Source organism: Streptococcus infantis (genome assembly GCF_047463175.1).
Lineage (GTDB): Bacteria > Bacillota > Bacilli > Lactobacillales > Streptococcaceae > Streptococcus > Streptococcus infantis_AC.
In genome coordinates this window covers 166,465-183,505 of the sequence record NZ_JASHEJ010000002.1, presented here as the reverse complement: position 1 = coordinate 183,505, position 17,041 = coordinate 166,465, and the positions used below count along the sequence as shown (strand labels likewise).

Annotated in this window: 16 protein-coding genes; all 16 read left to right on the top strand. The window is 38.3% G+C overall.

Annotated features, from left to right (window positions below):
* Positions 1 to 166: 166 nt before the first annotated feature.
* The 16 genes from QM859_RS04690 (at position 167) to QM859_RS04615 (ending at position 17,037) form a co-directional block, all read left to right on the top strand.
* The gene (locus QM859_RS04690) at positions 167 to 1,330 is read left to right on the top strand and encodes a class I SAM-dependent rRNA methyltransferase (protein ID WP_414262291.1); all 1,164 of its coding nucleotides are present in this window, start codon (positions 167 to 169) and stop codon (positions 1,328 to 1,330) included.
* Positions 1,327 to 2,004 carry a type I 3-dehydroquinate dehydratase gene (gene aroD, locus QM859_RS04685; protein ID WP_004252228.1) on the top strand — a complete coding sequence of 226 codons (678 nt, stop codon included), beginning with the start codon at positions 1,327 to 1,329 and terminating at the stop codon, positions 2,002 to 2,004. Before QM859_RS04690 ends, aroD begins: the two co-directional genes overlap by 4 nt.
* Complete coding sequence (locus QM859_RS04680) at positions 1,994 to 2,848, top strand: shikimate dehydrogenase (RefSeq protein WP_414262290.1); 855 nt, start codon at positions 1,994 to 1,996, stop codon at positions 2,846 to 2,848. Before aroD ends, QM859_RS04680 begins: the two co-directional genes overlap by 11 nt.
* 18 nt (positions 2,849 to 2,866) lie before the next feature.
* Positions 2,867 to 3,934, top strand: coding sequence for a 3-dehydroquinate synthase (aroB, locus tag QM859_RS04675; protein WP_281137792.1), 1,068 nt, complete (start codon positions 2,867 to 2,869; stop codon positions 3,932 to 3,934).
* A gap of 9 nt (positions 3,935 to 3,943) precedes the next feature.
* Positions 3,944 to 5,110 carry a chorismate synthase gene (aroC, locus tag QM859_RS04670; protein ID WP_414262289.1) on the top strand — a complete coding sequence of 389 codons (1,167 nt, stop codon included), beginning with the start codon at positions 3,944 to 3,946 and terminating at the stop codon, positions 5,108 to 5,110.
* 9 nt (positions 5,111 to 5,119) lie between these two features.
* Positions 5,120 to 6,223: a prephenate dehydrogenase gene (locus QM859_RS04665; RefSeq protein WP_414262288.1), complete on the top strand. Its 1,104-nt coding sequence runs from the start codon at positions 5,120 to 5,122 to the stop codon at positions 6,221 to 6,223.
* 11 nt (positions 6,224 to 6,234) lie between these two features.
* Entirely contained in the window at positions 6,235 to 6,573 is a 339-nt protein-coding gene (locus tag QM859_RS04660; RefSeq protein WP_414262287.1) for a YlbF/YmcA family competence regulator, read from the top strand.
* Positions 6,574 to 6,827: 254 nt separating this feature from the next.
* Positions 6,828 to 7,982: a TPM domain-containing protein gene (locus QM859_RS04655; RefSeq protein WP_414262286.1), complete on the top strand. Its 1,155-nt coding sequence runs from the start codon at positions 6,828 to 6,830 to the stop codon at positions 7,980 to 7,982.
* Between the two features lie 168 nt (positions 7,983 to 8,150).
* Complete coding sequence (aroA, locus tag QM859_RS04650; protein ID WP_414262285.1) at positions 8,151 to 9,434, top strand: 3-phosphoshikimate 1-carboxyvinyltransferase; 1,284 nt, start codon at positions 8,151 to 8,153, stop codon at positions 9,432 to 9,434.
* Complete coding sequence (locus QM859_RS04645; RefSeq protein ID WP_414262284.1) at positions 9,427 to 9,903, top strand: shikimate kinase; 477 nt, start codon at positions 9,427 to 9,429, stop codon at positions 9,901 to 9,903. The genes aroA and QM859_RS04645 overlap by 8 nt, the downstream gene beginning before the upstream one ends.
* Complete coding sequence (gene pheA / locus QM859_RS04640) at positions 9,900 to 10,748, top strand: prephenate dehydratase (RefSeq protein WP_414262283.1); 849 nt, start codon at positions 9,900 to 9,902, stop codon at positions 10,746 to 10,748. The genes QM859_RS04645 and pheA overlap by 4 nt, the downstream gene beginning before the upstream one ends.
* Positions 10,745 to 12,064 (top strand): LCP family protein, encoded by a 1,320-nt coding sequence (locus tag QM859_RS04635; protein ID WP_414262282.1) that lies wholly within the window; start codon positions 10,745 to 10,747, stop codon positions 12,062 to 12,064. The genes pheA and QM859_RS04635 overlap by 4 nt, the downstream gene beginning before the upstream one ends.
* A gap of 142 nt (positions 12,065 to 12,206) precedes the next feature.
* Positions 12,207 to 13,034: a LicD family protein gene (locus QM859_RS04630; protein WP_414262281.1), complete on the top strand. Its 828-nt coding sequence runs from the start codon at positions 12,207 to 12,209 to the stop codon at positions 13,032 to 13,034.
* Position 13,035: 1 nt separating this feature from the next.
* The gene (locus tag QM859_RS04625; RefSeq protein WP_414262280.1) at positions 13,036 to 14,004 is read left to right on the top strand and encodes a glycosyltransferase family 2 protein; all 969 of its coding nucleotides are present in this window, start codon (positions 13,036 to 13,038) and stop codon (positions 14,002 to 14,004) included.
* Positions 14,005 to 14,024: 20 nt separating this feature from the next.
* Positions 14,025 to 16,181: a LicD family protein gene (locus QM859_RS04620; RefSeq protein WP_414262279.1), complete on the top strand. Its 2,157-nt coding sequence runs from the start codon at positions 14,025 to 14,027 to the stop codon at positions 16,179 to 16,181.
* 43 nt (positions 16,182 to 16,224) lie between these two features.
* On the top strand, positions 16,225 to 17,037 hold the full coding sequence (locus QM859_RS04615) for a LicD family protein (RefSeq protein WP_414262278.1): 813 nt from the start codon (positions 16,225 to 16,227) through the stop codon (positions 17,035 to 17,037).
* Positions 17,038 to 17,041 lie beyond the last annotated feature (4 nt).

Genomic DNA, 17,041 nt, shown 5'->3' with positions numbered 1-17,041 from the left:
GAATGTCTATTTTTACGGTAATAGAATGAAATTTCTCAACACAAATGACCATTCTCATTTAGAAATCATCAAGCAGAAACGAAAAGTTTGGATAGTTCCTATGACATCAATGGAGAAATCACTTTCTACTTTGTGAATTTTCAACAAATTTGATATAATTGTATCTATGAATAAAGTATTCGTCAGTCGGCGTGTTGAAAAAAAACTCCACAAAGGTCAGGTTCTTTTGGAAGAAGTTGATTTTCCAGATTTATCTGAAACTGATCAGGAAGTTGAACTTTTCAGCCAAAGCAATGAGTTTTTAGGGAAGGCTTATTTATCTCGTCAAAATAAGGGAATTGGTTGGTTTGTAACCAACCAGAACATTTCTTTTAAACAAACCTTCTTTGAAAGCTTGTTTGAAAAAGCCAAACAAAAACGTTCTTCCTACTATCAAGATGAGTTGACAACTGCCTTTCGTTTGTTTAATCAAGAAGGCGATGGATTTGGTGGAATGACGCTGGATCTCTATGGAGATTATGTTGTCTTTTCCTGGTATAACTCCTATATCTATGGAATTCGCCAAGAGATTATAGCCGCCTTTGCTCAGGTGTTTCCAGAAGTCTTAGGTGCCTATGAAAAGATTCGCTTTAAAGGTCTAGACTATGAGTCTGCTCATATCTATGGTCAAGAAGCAGCTGAATATTTCACTGTTCTCGAGAATGGAGTCTTGTACCAAGTCTTTATGAATGACGGCCTTATGACAGGGATTTTCTTGGATCAGCATGAAGTTCGTGGGAGCTTAGTTGATGGTTTAGCAATGGGGAAATCCTTGCTCAATATGTTTTCCTACACAGCTGCTTTTTCAGTTGCTGCAGCCATGGGAGGCGCGAGTGAAACAACCTCGGTTGACCTAGCCAAACGGTCGAAAGAGTTGTCAGTAGCTCATTTTGAAGCTAATGGCATTAGTCTTGAAAACCATCATTTTATCGTCATGGATGTCTTTGAATATTTTAAATATGCTAAAAGAAAAGGTTTAAGCTATGACGTGATTGTTCTGGATCCGCCTAGCTTTGCCCGAAATAAAAAACAAACATTCTCTGTAGCTAAGGATTATCATAAGTTGATTTCCCAAAGTCTAGAGATTTTAAACCCAGGTGGAATCATTATTGCTAGTACCAATGCGGCTAATGTTTCCCGTCAAAAATTCACAGAACAAATCGACAAAGGATTTGCAGGTAGAAAGTATCAGGTCCTTCATAAATATGGACTTCCAGCAGACTTTGTCTACAATGAAAAAGATGAAAGTAGTAATTACCTCAAAGTGATTACCATGAAGGTTAGTAAATGAAATTAATTGTTTCTGTCATGCCAAGAAGTATAGAAGAGGCTCAGGCTATTGATGTTATGCGGTATCATGATGCAGATATCATTGAGTGGAGAGCAGACTTCTTACCCAAGGAAGCTATCTTGCAGGTAGCGCCAGCTATTTTTGAAAAATTTGCAGGTCGTGAGCTTGTTTTCACTTTACGTACTCGTGCCGAGGGTGGTCAAATTGAGCTCTCTTCAGAAGAGTATGTTCAAATGATCAAGGAAGTGGCACAGCTTTATCAACCAGATTATATTGATTTTGAATATTTTAGCTACAAGGATGTTTTTGATCAGATGTTGGACTTTCCAAATCTCGTCTTGAGCTACCATAACTTCCAAGAAACACCTGAGAATCTAATGGAAATCTTGTCTGAGTTAACAAGTTTAAATCCTAAGGTTGTGAAAATAGCTGTTATGGCTAATACAGAACAAGATGTGTTGGATCTGATGAACTTTACACGTGGCTTTAAAACACTGAATCCTGAACAAGAATATGTAACGATTTCTATGGGAAAAGTGGGCAAGGTCTCTCGTATTACTTCAGATGTGACTGGTTCTAGTTGGTCTTTTGCAAGTCTAGATGAAGCTAGTGCTCCAGGACAAATTTCACTATCTAGCATGAAAAAAATTAGGGAGCTTCTAAATGAAGATTGATGGCTACACACGTTTAGCAGCTGTAGTCGCAAATCCTATCAAACACTCCATTTCTCCCTTTATTCACAATAGCGCTTTTGAAGCAACCAATACCAATGGTGTTTATCTTGCTTGGGAAGTAGATGCGACTGAACTAGCAGAAACAGTTGCTAATATTCGTCGCTACCAGATGTTTGGAATCAATCTTTCCATGCCTTACAAGGAACAAGTGATTCCTTATCTGGACCAGTTGAGCGCAGAGGCTTGTTTAATTGGTGCAGTTAATACAGTTGTGAATCGAGAAGGAACATTAATTGGATATAACACAGATGGCAAGGGATTCTTTAAGAGCTTGCCTTCTTTTAAAATATCAAGGAAAAGACTGGTTTTGTTAGGAGCAGGCGGTGCAGCCAAGGCAATTTTGGCACAGGCAATCTTGGATGGAGTGAGTCAGATTTCTGTCTTTGTTCGTTCTTCATCCATGGAAAAAACAAGACCTTACTTAGAAAAAATACAGAATACGACTGGATTTAGAGTAGATTTATTTGCATTAGAGGATGTTCAAGATCTTCAAGACAGCATCACTCAAGCAGACCTCTTGGTTAATGCTACTAGTGTGGGCATGGATGGAACCTCTCAGCCGATCCCAACCAGCATCGTTTTACCTGAGAAACTCATGGTAGCAGATGTGATTTATCAACCCTTTGAAACACCATTTTTAAAATGGGCAAGAAACCAGGGAAATCAATCTATCAATGGCCTTGGCATGTTGCTTTATCAAGCTGCTGAAGCTTTTGAGTTATGGACAGACAAGGAAATGCCAACAGATCAAATCTGGGAATTATTAAAACAAAAGTACCAATAAAGAAAAAGGAGACCTGCTATGAAAATTAGAATAGACCTTCCACATCATCCTTACGATATTCAGATTGAAAAAGGATGCTTGTCTCAAGCAGGAAAATGGTTGCGCGAACTTTGGCAACCACAAAAAGTTGTTATCGTAACGGATAACCGTGTGGCTTCACTCTATGCAGAAAAGGTTAAATTGAGTTTGGAGGATGCTGGCTTTCAAGTGGCAGTTTTTGACTTTTTAGAGGGCGAAGAACGAAAAAATTTGACTACAGTTCAAAAAGTCTATGAATTTTTAGTTAAGCAAGGTTTAACTCGTAGTGATGGCATCGTTGCCCTCGGCGGTGGTGTAGTTGGCGATTTGGCTGGTTTTGTGGCTTCAACCTACATGCGAGGAATTCATTTCGTTCAAATTCCAACTAGTTTGACTGCCCAGGTTGATTCCTCTATCGGTGGAAAAACTGGAGTTAACACCTCTTTTGCCAAGAATATGGTGGGTACTTTTGCTCAGCCGGATGGTGTTTTGATTGACCCAACTGTTCTTGAGACCTTGGGTAAGAGAGAGTTGATTGAAGGGATGGGTGAAGTCATCAAGTATGGCCTGATCGAAGATCCAGAGCTTTGGGACCTATTATCTGATATGGATGGTTCTGTCGAAAGCATATTGGAACATTCCGAGAGTTTGATTGAGCATTCTTGCCAGGTCAAGCGCAAGATGGTAGTTGAAGATGAGTTGGATAATGGCATTCGTTTATATCTCAACTTTGGTCACACAATTGGCCATGCCATTGAAGCAACTGCTGGTTACGGAAAAGTCATGCACGGTGAGGCAGTAGCTATGGGAATGGTTCAGGTCTCTAAGGTAGCCGAAGGCAAAGGCCTCATGCCAGAGGGAATAACTCAGTCCATCCGAGAGATGTGTCAGAAGTTTGGTCTTCCTGTTGATTATGAAAACTGGGACCTTGACAAGCTCTATCAGGCTTTGACTCATGATAAAAAAGCGCGTGGCAATACCATGAAGTTAGTCTTGGTACCTGAGCTTGGTTCAGCGATGATTCACCCAGTTTCTCTCGAAGAAATGAAAGATTACTTAGTAAAATAAGGAGAATGTATGAGATATTTAACAGCAGGAGAATCACATGGTCCTCGTCTGACAGCAATTATTGAAGGAATTCCAGCAGGACTGCCTTTGACTGCAGAAGATATCAATGAGGATCTCAAACGTCGCCAAGGCGGTTACGGGCGTGGTGGACGTATGAAAATCGAGAGCGATCAGGTTGTCTTCACTTCTGGAGTTCGTCATGGTAAGACGACAGGGGCACCTATTACCATGGATGTCATCAATAAGGATCATCAAAAATGGCTAGATATCATGTCTGCCGATGATATTGAAGATAAGCTTAAAAGCAAACGAAAAATCACACATCCTCGTCCCGGTCACGCAGACTTGGTTGGGGGCATCAAATACCGCTTTGATGATTTGCGAAATTCTTTGGAACGTTCATCTGCCCGTGAAACAACTATGCGGGTTGCTGTTGGAGCAGTAGCCAAGCGGCTTTTAGCTGAGCTTGATATCGAAATTGCTAACCATGTTGTTGTCTTTGGTGGTAAGGAAATCGATGTTCCAGAAAACTTAACAGTCTCAGAGATTAAGAAACTGGCTGCCCAGTCTGAAGTTTCTATCGTCAACCAAGAACGTGAGCAGGAGATTAAGAACTATATTGACCAGATTAAGCGAGATGGGGATACCATCGGAGGTGTTGTAGAAACAGTTGTCGGAGGTGTTCCGGTTGGTCTTGGTTCTTATGTCCAATGGGATCGTAAACTAGATGCAAGGCTAGCTCAAGCTGTTGTTTCTATCAATGCCTTTAAGGGTGTGGAGTTTGGTCTTGGTTTTAAAGCAGGCCATCTTAAGGGTAGCCAAGTCATGGATGAAATCCTCTGGTCATCAGAAGATGGCTATACTCGTCGGACTAATAACCTTGGAGGTTTCGAAGGTGGTATGACCAACGGCCAACCGATTATCGTTCGTGGAGTTATGAAGCCAATTCCTACTCTTTATAAGCCGTTGATGAGTGTCGATATTAAAACTCATGAGCCTTATAAAGCAACAGTAGAGAGAAGTGATCCTACTGCTCTTCCAGCAGCAGGTGTTGTTATGGAGGCAGTTGTAGCAACGGTTTTGGCTCAAGAAATCCTTGAGAAATTCTCCTCTGATAATCTGGAAGAATTAAAAGAAGCTGTTGCGAAACATCGGGAGTATACAAAGAATTATTAAGGAGTTCTTATGGCAAAAACCATCTATATCGCAGGACTAGGTTTGATTGGTGCTTCCATGGCACTCGGAATCAAGCGGGATCATCCTGATTATGAAATTTTAGGATACAATCGTAGTCAAGCGTCTAGAGACATTGCCTTGGAGAGAGGAATGATTGACCGAGCGACGGATGACTTTGCCAGTTTTGCTCCACTTGCAGACGTCATCATTCTTACCTTGCCAATCAAGCAAACTATTGCCTTTATTAAGGAATTGGCCAACTTGGACTTGAAAGAAGGTGTCATTATTTCTGATGCTGGATCGACCAAGTCAGCTATCGTAGCTACAGCAGAGAAGTATTTTGCTGATAAGTCTGTTCGCTTTGTGGGGGCCCATCCCATGGCAGGGAGCCACAAGACAGGAGCGGCCTCTGCAGATGTCAACCTCTTTGAAAATGCCTATTATATCTTCACGCCATCTAGTCTGACAACTCCGGATACGCTCGAAGAAATGAAAGACTTGTTGTCAGGTCTTCATGCTCGTTTCATTGAAATCGATGCTGAAGAGCATGACCGAGTGACTTCTCAGATTAGTCACTTTCCGCATATCTTAGCATCAGGCTTGATGGAACAAACTGCAAGTTATGCTGAAGAGCACGAAATGGCGCGACGCTTTGCGGCCGGTGGATTTCGAGATATGACTCGGATTGCCGAAAGTGAGCCAGGAATGTGGACTTCTATCCTCTTATCCAATCGAGAGACGATTATTGAACGCATCGAGGATTTCAAGGGGCGTTTGGATGAGATAGGTCAGGCAATCAGTGCAGGTGATGAAAACCAAATCTGGAACTTTTTCAATCAAGCGCGTGAGCAACGCCAAGTTATGGAAATCCATAAACGTGGTGGTGTAGATAGTTCTTATGACCTTTATGTAGATGTTCCCGATGAGGAAGATGTGATTTTACGCATCTTGGAATTGCTACGTGGAACTTCTTTGGTCAATATCCATATCAATGAGGAAAACCGTGAGGATGTTCACGGGATTCTGCAAATTTCCTTTAAGAATGCTCAGGATTTAAAACGTGCTGAGCAAGTCATTACAGAAAATACTGACTACACAGTCGTAATTAAATAAGGAGGACAATCATGTCAAATATTTATGATAGTGCAAATGCACTTAGTCGTGGACTACGAGAATTGCCTGAATACAAGGCGGTTAAAGAAGCTAGAGATGCCATCCAAGCAGATGCAGAAGCAAGCAAAATTTTTGCGGATTATATTGATTTTCAGCATGAAATCCAAGTCATGGCCCAAACTGGTCAAATGCCAGATGCTTCTTTCCAAGAAAAAATGGAATCTTTTGGTAAGCTGATTCAAGGTAATGCTCTCTTGTCAAAATTCTTTGCAAAACAGCAACAACTTTCTATTTATCTATCTGATATTGAAAAAATTGTTTTTGAACCGATTTCAGAATTGCTAAAATAAAAAACTTATTTTGTTTATGATTTATCGGTATTTTCTCAATCGTATTTTTATTATCGGTAAACTACTGTGTAAGCTAGAATTATTAGCCCAGACTGTTTAATAATGACTGTGGGAATTGTTGTCTTTACTAATAATCAAAATGCAAAACAAATTTGAAGTTTTCTAACTATAGAGCTGAGTTAATTGGAACAGAGAAAGATGCAAAGTTTGTCCCTAAAATCAATTTAACTGATTAGTCTTGTGGGGGATCTCCTATGAAAAAGTTAATTTTACTCTTAATTATCCCTTTATTCTTTTTTATGCCTCTAGTGGCGGCTAATATAGCTGTTCCAGATCGGCCTTTAAATGGTATATACGATCCTAATGGTTATTTAACCACTAGTGTTGCAGAAACGTTAGAGAATATGAATGCTGGAAGTGAAACCCAAGTAGGTATTTATATTGTAGATACCCTGGACGGTTCCAGTATTGAAGAGGTAGCCAATGAGGTTGCACGCAAATGGAAAGTTGGCAAACAAGATTCCAACAGTGGAATTTTAATTGCTATTGCTATAAAGGATAGGAAGTTTCGTATTGAAACATCTAACGAAGCAGCAATTTGGCTTACTGACTCCATGGCCAGTTCTTTACTAAATGATTCTAAGCCTTACATGAAAGAAGGGAAATATACTGATGCTCTTAACAGAATTCTAGTAGGTATCTCTAAAGCGGAGTCTAGAAAAGCTGAAATCATAAACAAGAAGGAAACTAATCGACTTTCAAAAAGCTATGAAAAATCATTAAAAAATAATGAAGGCTTTAGTAAGTACTTAGATTACATTTCGTCTCCGATATTGTTCTATCCAATATTCTTTCTTTTACTAAGTTTAGCATCGTGGTTCAAGTACCTAAAAAGATGTCGCTTTTCTAAGTATGAGTACGAAGGAAAGGGGAAACTGTATCCAGATTTTCCTGACTTTGTACCTAACGATACGTGGACTGAAGAACGTAAATCTGACTATAAAAAAAATAAGCGTTTAATTAGGTCTCAATATAACTACGAAGGATATAACAAGCTATATCCAGACTCAAAAGGTTTTCTACCTAATGACACTTGGACTACATTACTTATAGAAGCATACTACGCAGAAGTTAAAAGAAAGCAACTGGATAGGCTCAATCGCTCTCAATACTCTTATAATGGGAAGGGGAAACTCTATCCAAATGATAAAGATTTTGTGAGGAATGCTTCTTGGACTTCCGAACTCAGAAAAAGCTACTATGCTTCACTAAAAGTACAGTCACGTTCTTATGGTAGATCAGATTCTTCTTCCTCTAGATATGATTCGGATAGTTCTAGTTCATCTTGGTCTTCAGATGATTGGGGTGGTGGTGGATTTGATGGTGGTGGTTCTTCAGATAGCTGGTAAATTGAAAATGAAAAAGAACTGCTATTAAAAATCTTTAAGTTGAAATAAATCAAAAAGGTAAAAGTTTATTAAAAAATATTTTTAACTATCATAAAGTCAGGAATTTTTAAGAAATTTCTGACTTTTTATGATAAAATAAGAAAAAGTATTGCCAGTATGAGGACCAGTATGAAATTAAAAACAAATATCACACACTTAAATGGTAGCGTTCGCGTGCCAGGGGACAAGTCCATCAGTCATCGCTCTATTATTTTTGGGAGCTTGGCTGAGGGGGAAACTAAGGTTTATGATATCTTGCGTGGTGAAGACGTCCTTTCGACCATGCAAGTCTTTCGTGATCTTGGGGTTGAGATTGAGGATAAAGATGGGGTTATTACCATTCAAGGTGTTGGCATGGATGGATTGAAAGCCCCTCAGAACGCTCTGGATATGGGGAATTCTGGGACATCTATTCGTTTGATTTCAGGTGTCCTTGCTGGTGCAGACTTTGAAGTAGAGATGTTTGGAGACGATAGTCTTTCTAAACGCCCAATGGATCGTGTAACTCTTCCCTTGAAAAAAATGGGAGTTACCATTTCAGGTCAGACAGAGCGAGACTTGCCACCGTTGCACTTAAAGGGAACGAAAAACTTAAGACCTATTCAATACGAATTGCCAATCGCTTCTGCCCAAGTCAAGTCAGCCTTGATTTTTGCGGCTTTGCAGGCTCAAGGTCAGTCAGTCATCATTGAAAAGGAGTGCACTCGTAATCACACAGAAGATATGCTTCGTCAATTTGGTGGAGACTTAAGTGTCGATGGGAAGAAAATCACTGTTCAAGGGCCACAGAAACTTAGTGGACAAACGGTTGTCGTACCAGGAGATATTTCTAGTGCAGCATTTTGGTTGGTAGCAGGTTTGATTGTGCCAAATTCTCGAGTGGTACTTAAGAATGTCGGTATTAATGAAACACGTACAGGTATTATCGATGTTATCCGAGCTATGGGTGGGAAATTAGAGATTACTGATATTGATCCAATTGCCAAGTCTGCAACCTTGACTGTTGAAACTTCAGACCTAAAAGGGATAGAAATTGGTGGAGCCTTGATTCCACGTTTAATTGATGAATTGCCGATTATCGCGCTCCTTGCTACCCAAGCTCAAGGTCAAACAGTTATCAAAGATGCAGAAGAACTCAAGGTCAAAGAAACGGATCGAATTCAAGTTGTTGCGGATGCTTTAAATAGTATGGGAGCAACTATTACTCCTACAGCAGACGGAATGATTATTAAAGGGAAATCTGCCCTCCATGGAGCCAAAGTCAACACCTTTGGAGACCACCGTATCGGTATGATGACAGCCATTGCAGCTCTCGTGGTTGCAGATGGAGAAGTTGAATTGGATCGAGCCGAAGCTATTAATACTAGCTATCCAAGCTTCTTTGATGATTTGGAGACTTTGATTCATGGCTAAGGTTTTACTAGGTTTTATGGGTTCAGGAAAAACTACTATTGCTAGAAAGCTAGATCCTGACTTCGTAGATATGGATGCCTTGCTGGAAGACCGACTGGGGATGCCGATTGCTCGTTTTTTTGAAGAAAAAGGAGAGGTAGCCTTTCGCCAGCTAGAAGAAGAAGTCCTAGCTGACTTGCTAAAGACAGATAAAGTTATTTCTACAGGCGGAGGGATTGTTATTTCGCCACGTAATCGTGCCTTGCTCAAGCAAAATCCAGACAACACCTACCTTAAAGCAGATTTTGAGACCCTGTACCAGCGAATTTCAGCCGATGAGGATAATCAACGCCCACTATTTTTAAAGAATAGCAAGGAAGGTTTAGCTACGATTTTTAAAGAAAGACAGGTTTGGTATGAGGAAGTAGCTACTAAAGTTATCGATGTGTCCAAGCTAAGTCCAGAGGAAATTATAGAGGAATTGACATGAAAATTGCCTATCTAGGTCCTAAAGGATCTTTTTCGCACCATGTGGTGCAGACGGCTTTTCCTCATGAGGAACTAGAGCCTTTTTCAAATATTACGGACGTTATCAAAGCTTATGAACAGGGCTTAGTAGACTATTCAGTAGTGCCAGTTGAAAATTCCATTGAAGGTAGTGTTCATGAAACCTTGGACTATCTTTTTCATCAAGCTCGTATTCAAGCTGTGGCGGAGATTGTGCAGCCAATTCATCAACAGTTGATGGCGGTGCCAGGGCAAGTTAAAATTGAGAAAATCTTTTCTCACCCACAAGCTTTGGCACAGGGGAAGAAATTTATTGATGAGCATTATCCAGATGCTCAACTAGAAGTCACTGCTAGTACAGCATACGCTGCGCGCTATGTTTCCGAGCATCCAGATCAGCCTTTTGCTGCCATTGCCCCCAAAAGTTCGGCTGGAGAATATGGTTTGGAATTAATTGCTCAAGACATTCAAGAAATGGAAGCCAATTTTACTCGCTTTTGGGTGTTAGGTCCCAAGGCACCGCAAATGCCCTTGAATGCAAATGCTAAGAAAATGAGTCTAGCATTGACCTTGCCAGACAATCTACCGGGAGCCTTATATAAGGCGCTTTCGACCTTTGCTTGGCGCGGGATTGACCTAACTAAGATTGAGAGTCGCCCCTTAAAAACAGCACTAGGTGAGTACTTTTTTATCATTGATGTGGACTATGCTGATAAAGAATTGGTCCATTTTGCTCAAAAAGAATTAGAAACGATTGGGATCCACTTTAAAGTGCTAGGAGCTTACCCTATCTATACCATACAGGATAAAGGGAAGGAGAAGGAATGACTAGAGAAAATCCTCTGACACACCATGAGAAACTACGTTACGACTATCTATTAAAAAACATCCACTATCTGAATGATAAAGAAAAGAGAGAGTTTGCTTTTTTACAAGCTAAGCTGGATGGTCAACAAGAAGCTCGTTCAGTTGCCGTAGAAGAAGCAGAAAACCAAGACTATACGGAACCTAACACAGGTCTTCCGACTTATACTAATCGAAGTCGTGCTAGTCGACGTTGTAGTCTACCGCAACAAAAAGCTAAAATTCCTAAGCAGAAGAATCCAAAGAAAAAAAGAGTCTTTCGCTTTAAACGCATACTTGCTTGGTTAGGAATGCTGTTGCTTTGTGCTGCAGTAGGAATGATTTTCATGTTCTTGAAAGGTTTCCAGTCAGCCAATCCGAATGGCTCAAGCGGGTCGAAAGATGCCAAGGCTGCCCAAGTTGAAGTTTTCAATGGACAGGATACAAGAGATGGTGTCAATATTCTTATTTTAGGGACAGACGGCCGTATTGGACAGAATAGTGCAGAAACACGGACAGATTCTATTATGGTTCTGAATGTAAGTGGTAAAGATAAAAAACTTAAGCTTGTAAGTTTTATGCGAGATAACCTAGTTTATATTGATGGTTATAGCCAAGTTATTAACGGACAAAAACAAACTGACCACAAGTTGAACTTAGCCTACGAATTGGGGGAACAAGAAGGAAAACAAGGGGCTGAAATGGTACGTAAGGTCCTTAAAGATAATTTTGACCTAGATATCAAATACTATGCTCTTGTAGATTTCCAAGCCTTTGCGACTGCCATTGATACCCTTTTCCCTGATGGTGTGACTATTGATGCTCAATTTTCAACTCTAAATGGTGTTCCAGTTACAGAAGCTACAGTCGGTGATGACTTGCATGCGACAGAAACCGAGTCACCAACACAAACTATTAAAGTCGGAACACAACAAATGAATGGTTCTACTCTTCTCAACTATGCACGTTTCCGCGATGATGATGAAGGGGACTATGGCCGTACTCGTAGACAGCAACAAGTCATGACTGCTGTTTTACAGCAAATTAAAGATCCTACAAAACTTTTCACAGGTTCAGAAGCACTTGGTAAAGTATTCGCCATGACATCGACAAACCTTCCTTATACTTTCTTATTAACCAACGGTTTATCCGTCCTCGAAGGAGGTCAGAACGGTATTGAAAGACTAACAGTACCGGAACTTGGAGACTGGGTAGATGACTATGATGTCTATGGAGGTCTAGCACTTCGAGTGGATCAAAAAGCCTACCAGAATAAGCTAGCCCAAATGGGATTTAGATGATAAAAACATTAAAATCAAAGCTTGAAACACCTCATCAAATGGGTGTCTCGGGCTTTGATTTTTCACATGGTTAGATGGATTTTTTGACCATTTTTATGGTATAATGAAATGATATAATTCTATAGAAGAGGATGAGAATGAGATGAGTGATTTAAAGGCAATTCAAGCCCGTAGCTTAGAGATGGCTGAATATTTTGTCGCCTTTTGTAAAGAACATGACTTGCTCTGTTATTTGTGTGGTGGTGGAGCAATTGGAGCTTTACGAAATAAAGGTTTTATCCCTTGGGATGATGATTTGGACTTTTTTATGCCACGAAAGGACTATGAAAAACTAGCAGAGTTATGGCCTCTATATGCGGATAAGCGTTACTTCCTATCAAAGAGTTCTAAAGACTATGTAGACCGTAACCTCTTTATCACCATTCGTGATAAGGAGACGACTTGTATCAAGCCTTACCAACAAGATTTGGATCTTCCCCACGGCTTGGCTTTGGATGTTCTTCCCTTGGACTACTACCCTAAAAATCCAGCAGAGCGCAAGAAACAAGTCCGCTGGGCTTTGATTTATTCTCTATTTTGTGCACAAACCATTCCAGAAAAGCATGGAGCTCTCATGAAGTGGGGTAGTACCATTTTACTAGGATTAACTCCTAAATCGCTTCGCTATCGTATCTGGAAAAAGGCTGAGAAAGAAATGACCAAGTATGGACCAGCTGAAAGTGATGGCATTACAGAATTATGTTCAGGGCCAGGATACATGAAGAAAAAGTATCCAATTCAGGCCTTTGAAGACAACGTTTTCCTACCATTCGAGGGAACAGAAATGCCTATTCCGGTTGGTTATGACGCTTATCTTAGCACAGCTTTTGGTGACTATATGACACCACCGCCTGCAGACAAGCAAGTACCTCACCACGATGCCATAATAGCAGATATGGATAAGAGCTATACAGAATATAAGGGAGAATAAAATGCAAGAAAAAATTAGTATCATTGTTCCTGTATACAACGTAGAAAATTATCTTGAACGATGTGTTGAGTCGATTATAAAGCAAACTTTTACCAATTTTGAATTGCTTCTTATTAATGATGGTTCGACAGACCAGAGTGGTGACTTGTGTGATCAGCTGGCTTCTAAATATGAGAATATCAAGGTTTTTCATCTGGAGAATGCTGGAGTCTCCAATGCTAGAAATGTAGGTATTCAAAACTCAACCGGAGAATGGATAACTTTTGTTGATAGTGATGATTTTATTACGCCAGATTATTTGGAAACTTTGATAAGTGCAGTAAGATCAGATATTTCTGTTGGTTTCTCAGTTGCTCGTTTGCATCATGTAAAAAATGGACAAGTGACAGATTTGCCTGATTTTTCAGGTCAAGAGTCAGTATGGTCTGCTGAGCAAACCATGAAAGAACTTTTGATGACTACTCGAACTTCTTTTTTCCCTGTTGCAAAATTATTTAATAAGCAATTGATTGAAAATTTTAGATTCAGTACAGATTATCATTTAGCAGAAGATGCTCTATTCTTAACAGAAGTTTTACTTGAAACAAAATGCACTAGTGTTTTTATAGATAAACCAATATACTATTATGATCATAGAGAGGGAAGCGCAACTACATCTGTGAATAGTCATGTTTTTGATACTATAGAAGTATATAAAATCATTATTCCTAAAGTTTATCAATGTTTTCCTCAATTAAAACCAGAATTAGTAAATAGAGAATCTTGGTCTTATATTACAGTGTACGATAAAATAATCTTCACAGATTCAACAGAATATAATAAAGAGAAAACTCAATTGAGAAAGTGGATAGTTAGTCATATCTCGGAAATATTGAGAGATCCTTATTTTACTAGTTTGCGGAAAATAGCCATTTTGTCACTAGGAATTTCTCCATGGATTTATAGACAAATTGTAGGCTTGAATAAATAATGTCATTAAAGGAGTTGAAGATGAATTTTTCAAAAATGAATGAATGCTTTGAAAAATCAAAACTGTGGATTTCATATCTTTTTGTTTTCATTTCGATTTTAAGCATGAGTTCGTTAATTTATAAAGTCACCAATCCGATTTATAAGGGGCTTTCAGCAGTTGTTGTTCTGTCAATTTGTTTAACTTTATTTTTTAATTGGAAACGAATAGAGATAGATAAGAAGTTTCTTACCCTATTTGGTCTTTTAGTGGGCAGTCACTTTTTATCAGCGCTCATTAATAGATCTGGACACCTGCTCGGAAATATGGTTGAAATTTTCTTTATGCTGGCTTATGTTTTATTATTTACCATGGTAAAACCTGAGCAGCTAAGGAAGTTATTAGGTATGATTGCAGGAACCATACAGATTGTCTCATTTGGTTCGGCTATATTTGCTTTTGCTTTATTATTTTCAAGAGTTTTAATTCTATTTCAGATTGGAGAGAACTCTTATTATTACGGAGTAATGAATGGCCGATTATGGGGACTTGTTAACCCTAACGCCAGTGCGATTTTCTCATACATTAGTATCGTTTTTGCTATGTATTTAATACATAAGGGAAGCAAATACTCTGTTTATCTTAAAATTAATAATGTCGTTCAGTTAGTTTATTTTGCAACCATGCAAAGTAGGGGAGCTCTTTTATCAGTTCTTCTAATGCTAGTATTCTATTGTATTTTTGTCACTAGGGGAAGATTTGCCAAAAAATGGCTAACTTTTTTAGTAGCTAGTATCTTACTAACAGGTAGCAATATTGGTATTAGTTATTTAACATCGGTATATATTTCAGCGGCCAAGGCAACTATAATTGACTTAAATAAAGGTGAATCTTATTCTGAAACTGATTCGGATGTTGCTAAGAAAAATGGGGAGCTTCACTTGATTGAAACAACTCCAAGTGGACGTACGTATATTTGGAAAAATGCAATCAAAATGGGACGTGCAAAACCTCTATTTGGTTATGGTGTTCGAAACGTATCAGATTATTACATAAAATATTTTAGTAAATTTGAAATTAAAAACTCACTTATTGGAGGTAATTTCCACAATATCTTTGTTACCATTTTTGTGAGTTCCGGATTCTTGGGCCTCTTTTCTTTCATACTTATCATTGTTTATGTAGGTTTCCGCTTTGTTTCTTACTTGATTAAATCCAAGAAAAATACTGAAAAACTGATTATGATTCTATTCTTTGGAATCTTATTTGGTCAGTTGTTTGAGAGCCAAATTATGTATTCAACCAACTTCATCAACATCATTTTTTGGTTAGTTGTGGGATATGGTCTAATGATTTGTGAAAAAGAAAAAAATATTCGTTACAAAGAAGTAACTGATATTTCTGAAATTCAACAAATGGAGTTAGGAATCATGGAGTATATCCATGAAGTGTGTCATAAAATTGGTGTCAAATACTTCTTGTCCTATGGTAGTTTAATTGGTGCAGTTCGTCATAAAGGTTTTATTCCTTGGGACGATGACATGGATATTTGTATGCTTCGTGATGATTATGAAAAACTGCAAGATTATATGATTGCACATCCAGACGAGCGCTATGAATTAATGTCTTATAAAAATAATGTCAATTATGTCTATCCTTTTATGAAAGTTCAAGACAATCATACCTATTTGGTTGAAGAAGATGTTCGAATTGATTCAGATATGGGGATTTATGTTGATATCTTTCCTGTAGATGGATATGAAGATGATCAGGCATTTAAAGATAAGATGACTAAGATCATTAAAAAGCGTCAATTAAGTTGCTACACTTTTAAAGGAATTACGAATAGTAAAAGTGTAGTAAATTCAATTATCCGCTATATTTCTGTTATTATCTTTTATTTCACTAACACAAATAAGTATGTTTCCCAGATTGATGAATTGGCTAAATCTAGAAAAGTAGAAGATTATGAATTGGTGGACTATGTTGTCTATAAAGATATGAATAAGCCCGTTTGGAAACGTGAGTGGTTAGAACAAGTTGAAGCTGGTAGCTTTGAAGGTAAGAAATTTATGATTCCAAAACATTATCATGAAGTTTTAACTTCAGATTATGGAAATTATATGCAGTTACCACCAGTTGAGCAACAAGTTTCGCATCATGACTTCAAATTGTGGAAGATTACTGAAAATCAATAGATTATTATTTAAACAAAGAAGTAGAGATTAGGAGCGATAAATAATGTCTGAAAAAATCTTAAGCCTTGAAGAAATCAAGCAAATTGAGCTTGGAATTCTAGAATACTTACACCAAGTTTGTAAAAAACACGACATCAAATATTTTATCGATTTTGGCACTTTATTAGGTGCAGTTCGTCATAAAGGTTTTATTCCTTGGGATGATGATACAGACATTTCTTTAGCTAGAGATGAATTTGAAAAGTTATATGCAGTTCTAAAAAATGATAACCACCCATACTATAAGCTGATTTCTTTTAGAGAAACCAAGGGATATCCATATAGTTATATGCGAGTTTACGATATTCGAACACGGAGAGATTCGAATCTTTTAGATTCAAGTGTTGTTCTTGGAACTTGTGTAGATGTCTTCCCGTATGATGGTCTTGTTACAGATGAACAAGATCGTAAGAAAATGAAGCTCTATAAGCAATTAATTCGTCTATCGTCGTTAAACTTTAAGGGAATTAAATATGAAAACGGAGGAATTAAAAATCTTCCTCGTTATATTGCATCAGCAATATTTAGATTTACTTCTCCTCAATTATGGAATCAAAAACTTGAACAACTTGCATTAAAATACAGTGTTGAAAATTCTACAGACTTAGTTTGTTCAACTTATGACTCTTACTATCCAGCTGGTATTAAAAAAGAATGGTTGTATGATACAATTGATATGTCGTATGAAAATCTAATTCTAAAAGTACCAAGAAGATACCATGAGATTCTTGTCTATGAGTTTGGTGAAGATTATATGACCCCACCCCCTGTTGACCAACAGACACCAGGGAATGAAAATAATTATTGGATTGATTAATGAA

Bases quoted from the DNA above. Each gene is read 5' to 3' on its own strand.
- QM859_RS04630 (WP_414262281.1), top strand. From the start codon at position 12,207: ATGAGTGATTTAAAGGCAATTCAAGCCCGTAGCTTAGAGATGGCTGAA.
- aroB (WP_281137792.1), top strand. From the start codon at position 2,867: ATGAAAATTAGAATAGACCTTCCACATCATCCTTACGATATTCAGATT.
- QM859_RS04620 (WP_414262279.1), top strand. From the start codon at position 14,025: ATGAATTTTTCAAAAATGAATGAATGCTTTGAAAAATCAAAACTGTGG.
- aroA (WP_414262285.1), top strand. From the start codon at position 8,151: ATGAAATTAAAAACAAATATCACACACTTAAATGGTAGCGTTCGCGTG.
- QM859_RS04645 (WP_414262284.1), top strand. From the start codon at position 9,427: ATGGCTAAGGTTTTACTAGGTTTTATGGGTTCAGGAAAAACTACTATT.
- pheA (WP_414262283.1), top strand. From the start codon at position 9,900: ATGAAAATTGCCTATCTAGGTCCTAAAGGATCTTTTTCGCACCATGTG.
- QM859_RS04665 (WP_414262288.1), top strand. From the start codon at position 5,120: ATGGCAAAAACCATCTATATCGCAGGACTAGGTTTGATTGGTGCTTCC.
- QM859_RS04625 (WP_414262280.1), top strand. From the start codon at position 13,036: ATGCAAGAAAAAATTAGTATCATTGTTCCTGTATACAACGTAGAAAAT.
- QM859_RS04660 (WP_414262287.1), top strand. From the start codon at position 6,235: ATGTCAAATATTTATGATAGTGCAAATGCACTTAGTCGTGGACTACGA.
- QM859_RS04680 (WP_414262290.1), top strand. From the start codon at position 1,994: ATGAAGATTGATGGCTACACACGTTTAGCAGCTGTAGTCGCAAATCCT.
- QM859_RS04655 (WP_414262286.1), top strand. From the start codon at position 6,828: ATGAAAAAGTTAATTTTACTCTTAATTATCCCTTTATTCTTTTTTATG.
- QM859_RS04635 (WP_414262282.1), top strand. From the start codon at position 10,745: ATGACTAGAGAAAATCCTCTGACACACCATGAGAAACTACGTTACGAC.
- QM859_RS04690 (WP_414262291.1), top strand. From the start codon at position 167: ATGAATAAAGTATTCGTCAGTCGGCGTGTTGAAAAAAAACTCCACAAA.
- aroC (WP_414262289.1), top strand. From the start codon at position 3,944: ATGAGATATTTAACAGCAGGAGAATCACATGGTCCTCGTCTGACAGCA.
- QM859_RS04615 (WP_414262278.1), top strand. From the start codon at position 16,225: ATGTCTGAAAAAATCTTAAGCCTTGAAGAAATCAAGCAAATTGAGCTT.
- aroD (WP_004252228.1), top strand. From the start codon at position 1,327: ATGAAATTAATTGTTTCTGTCATGCCAAGAAGTATAGAAGAGGCTCAG.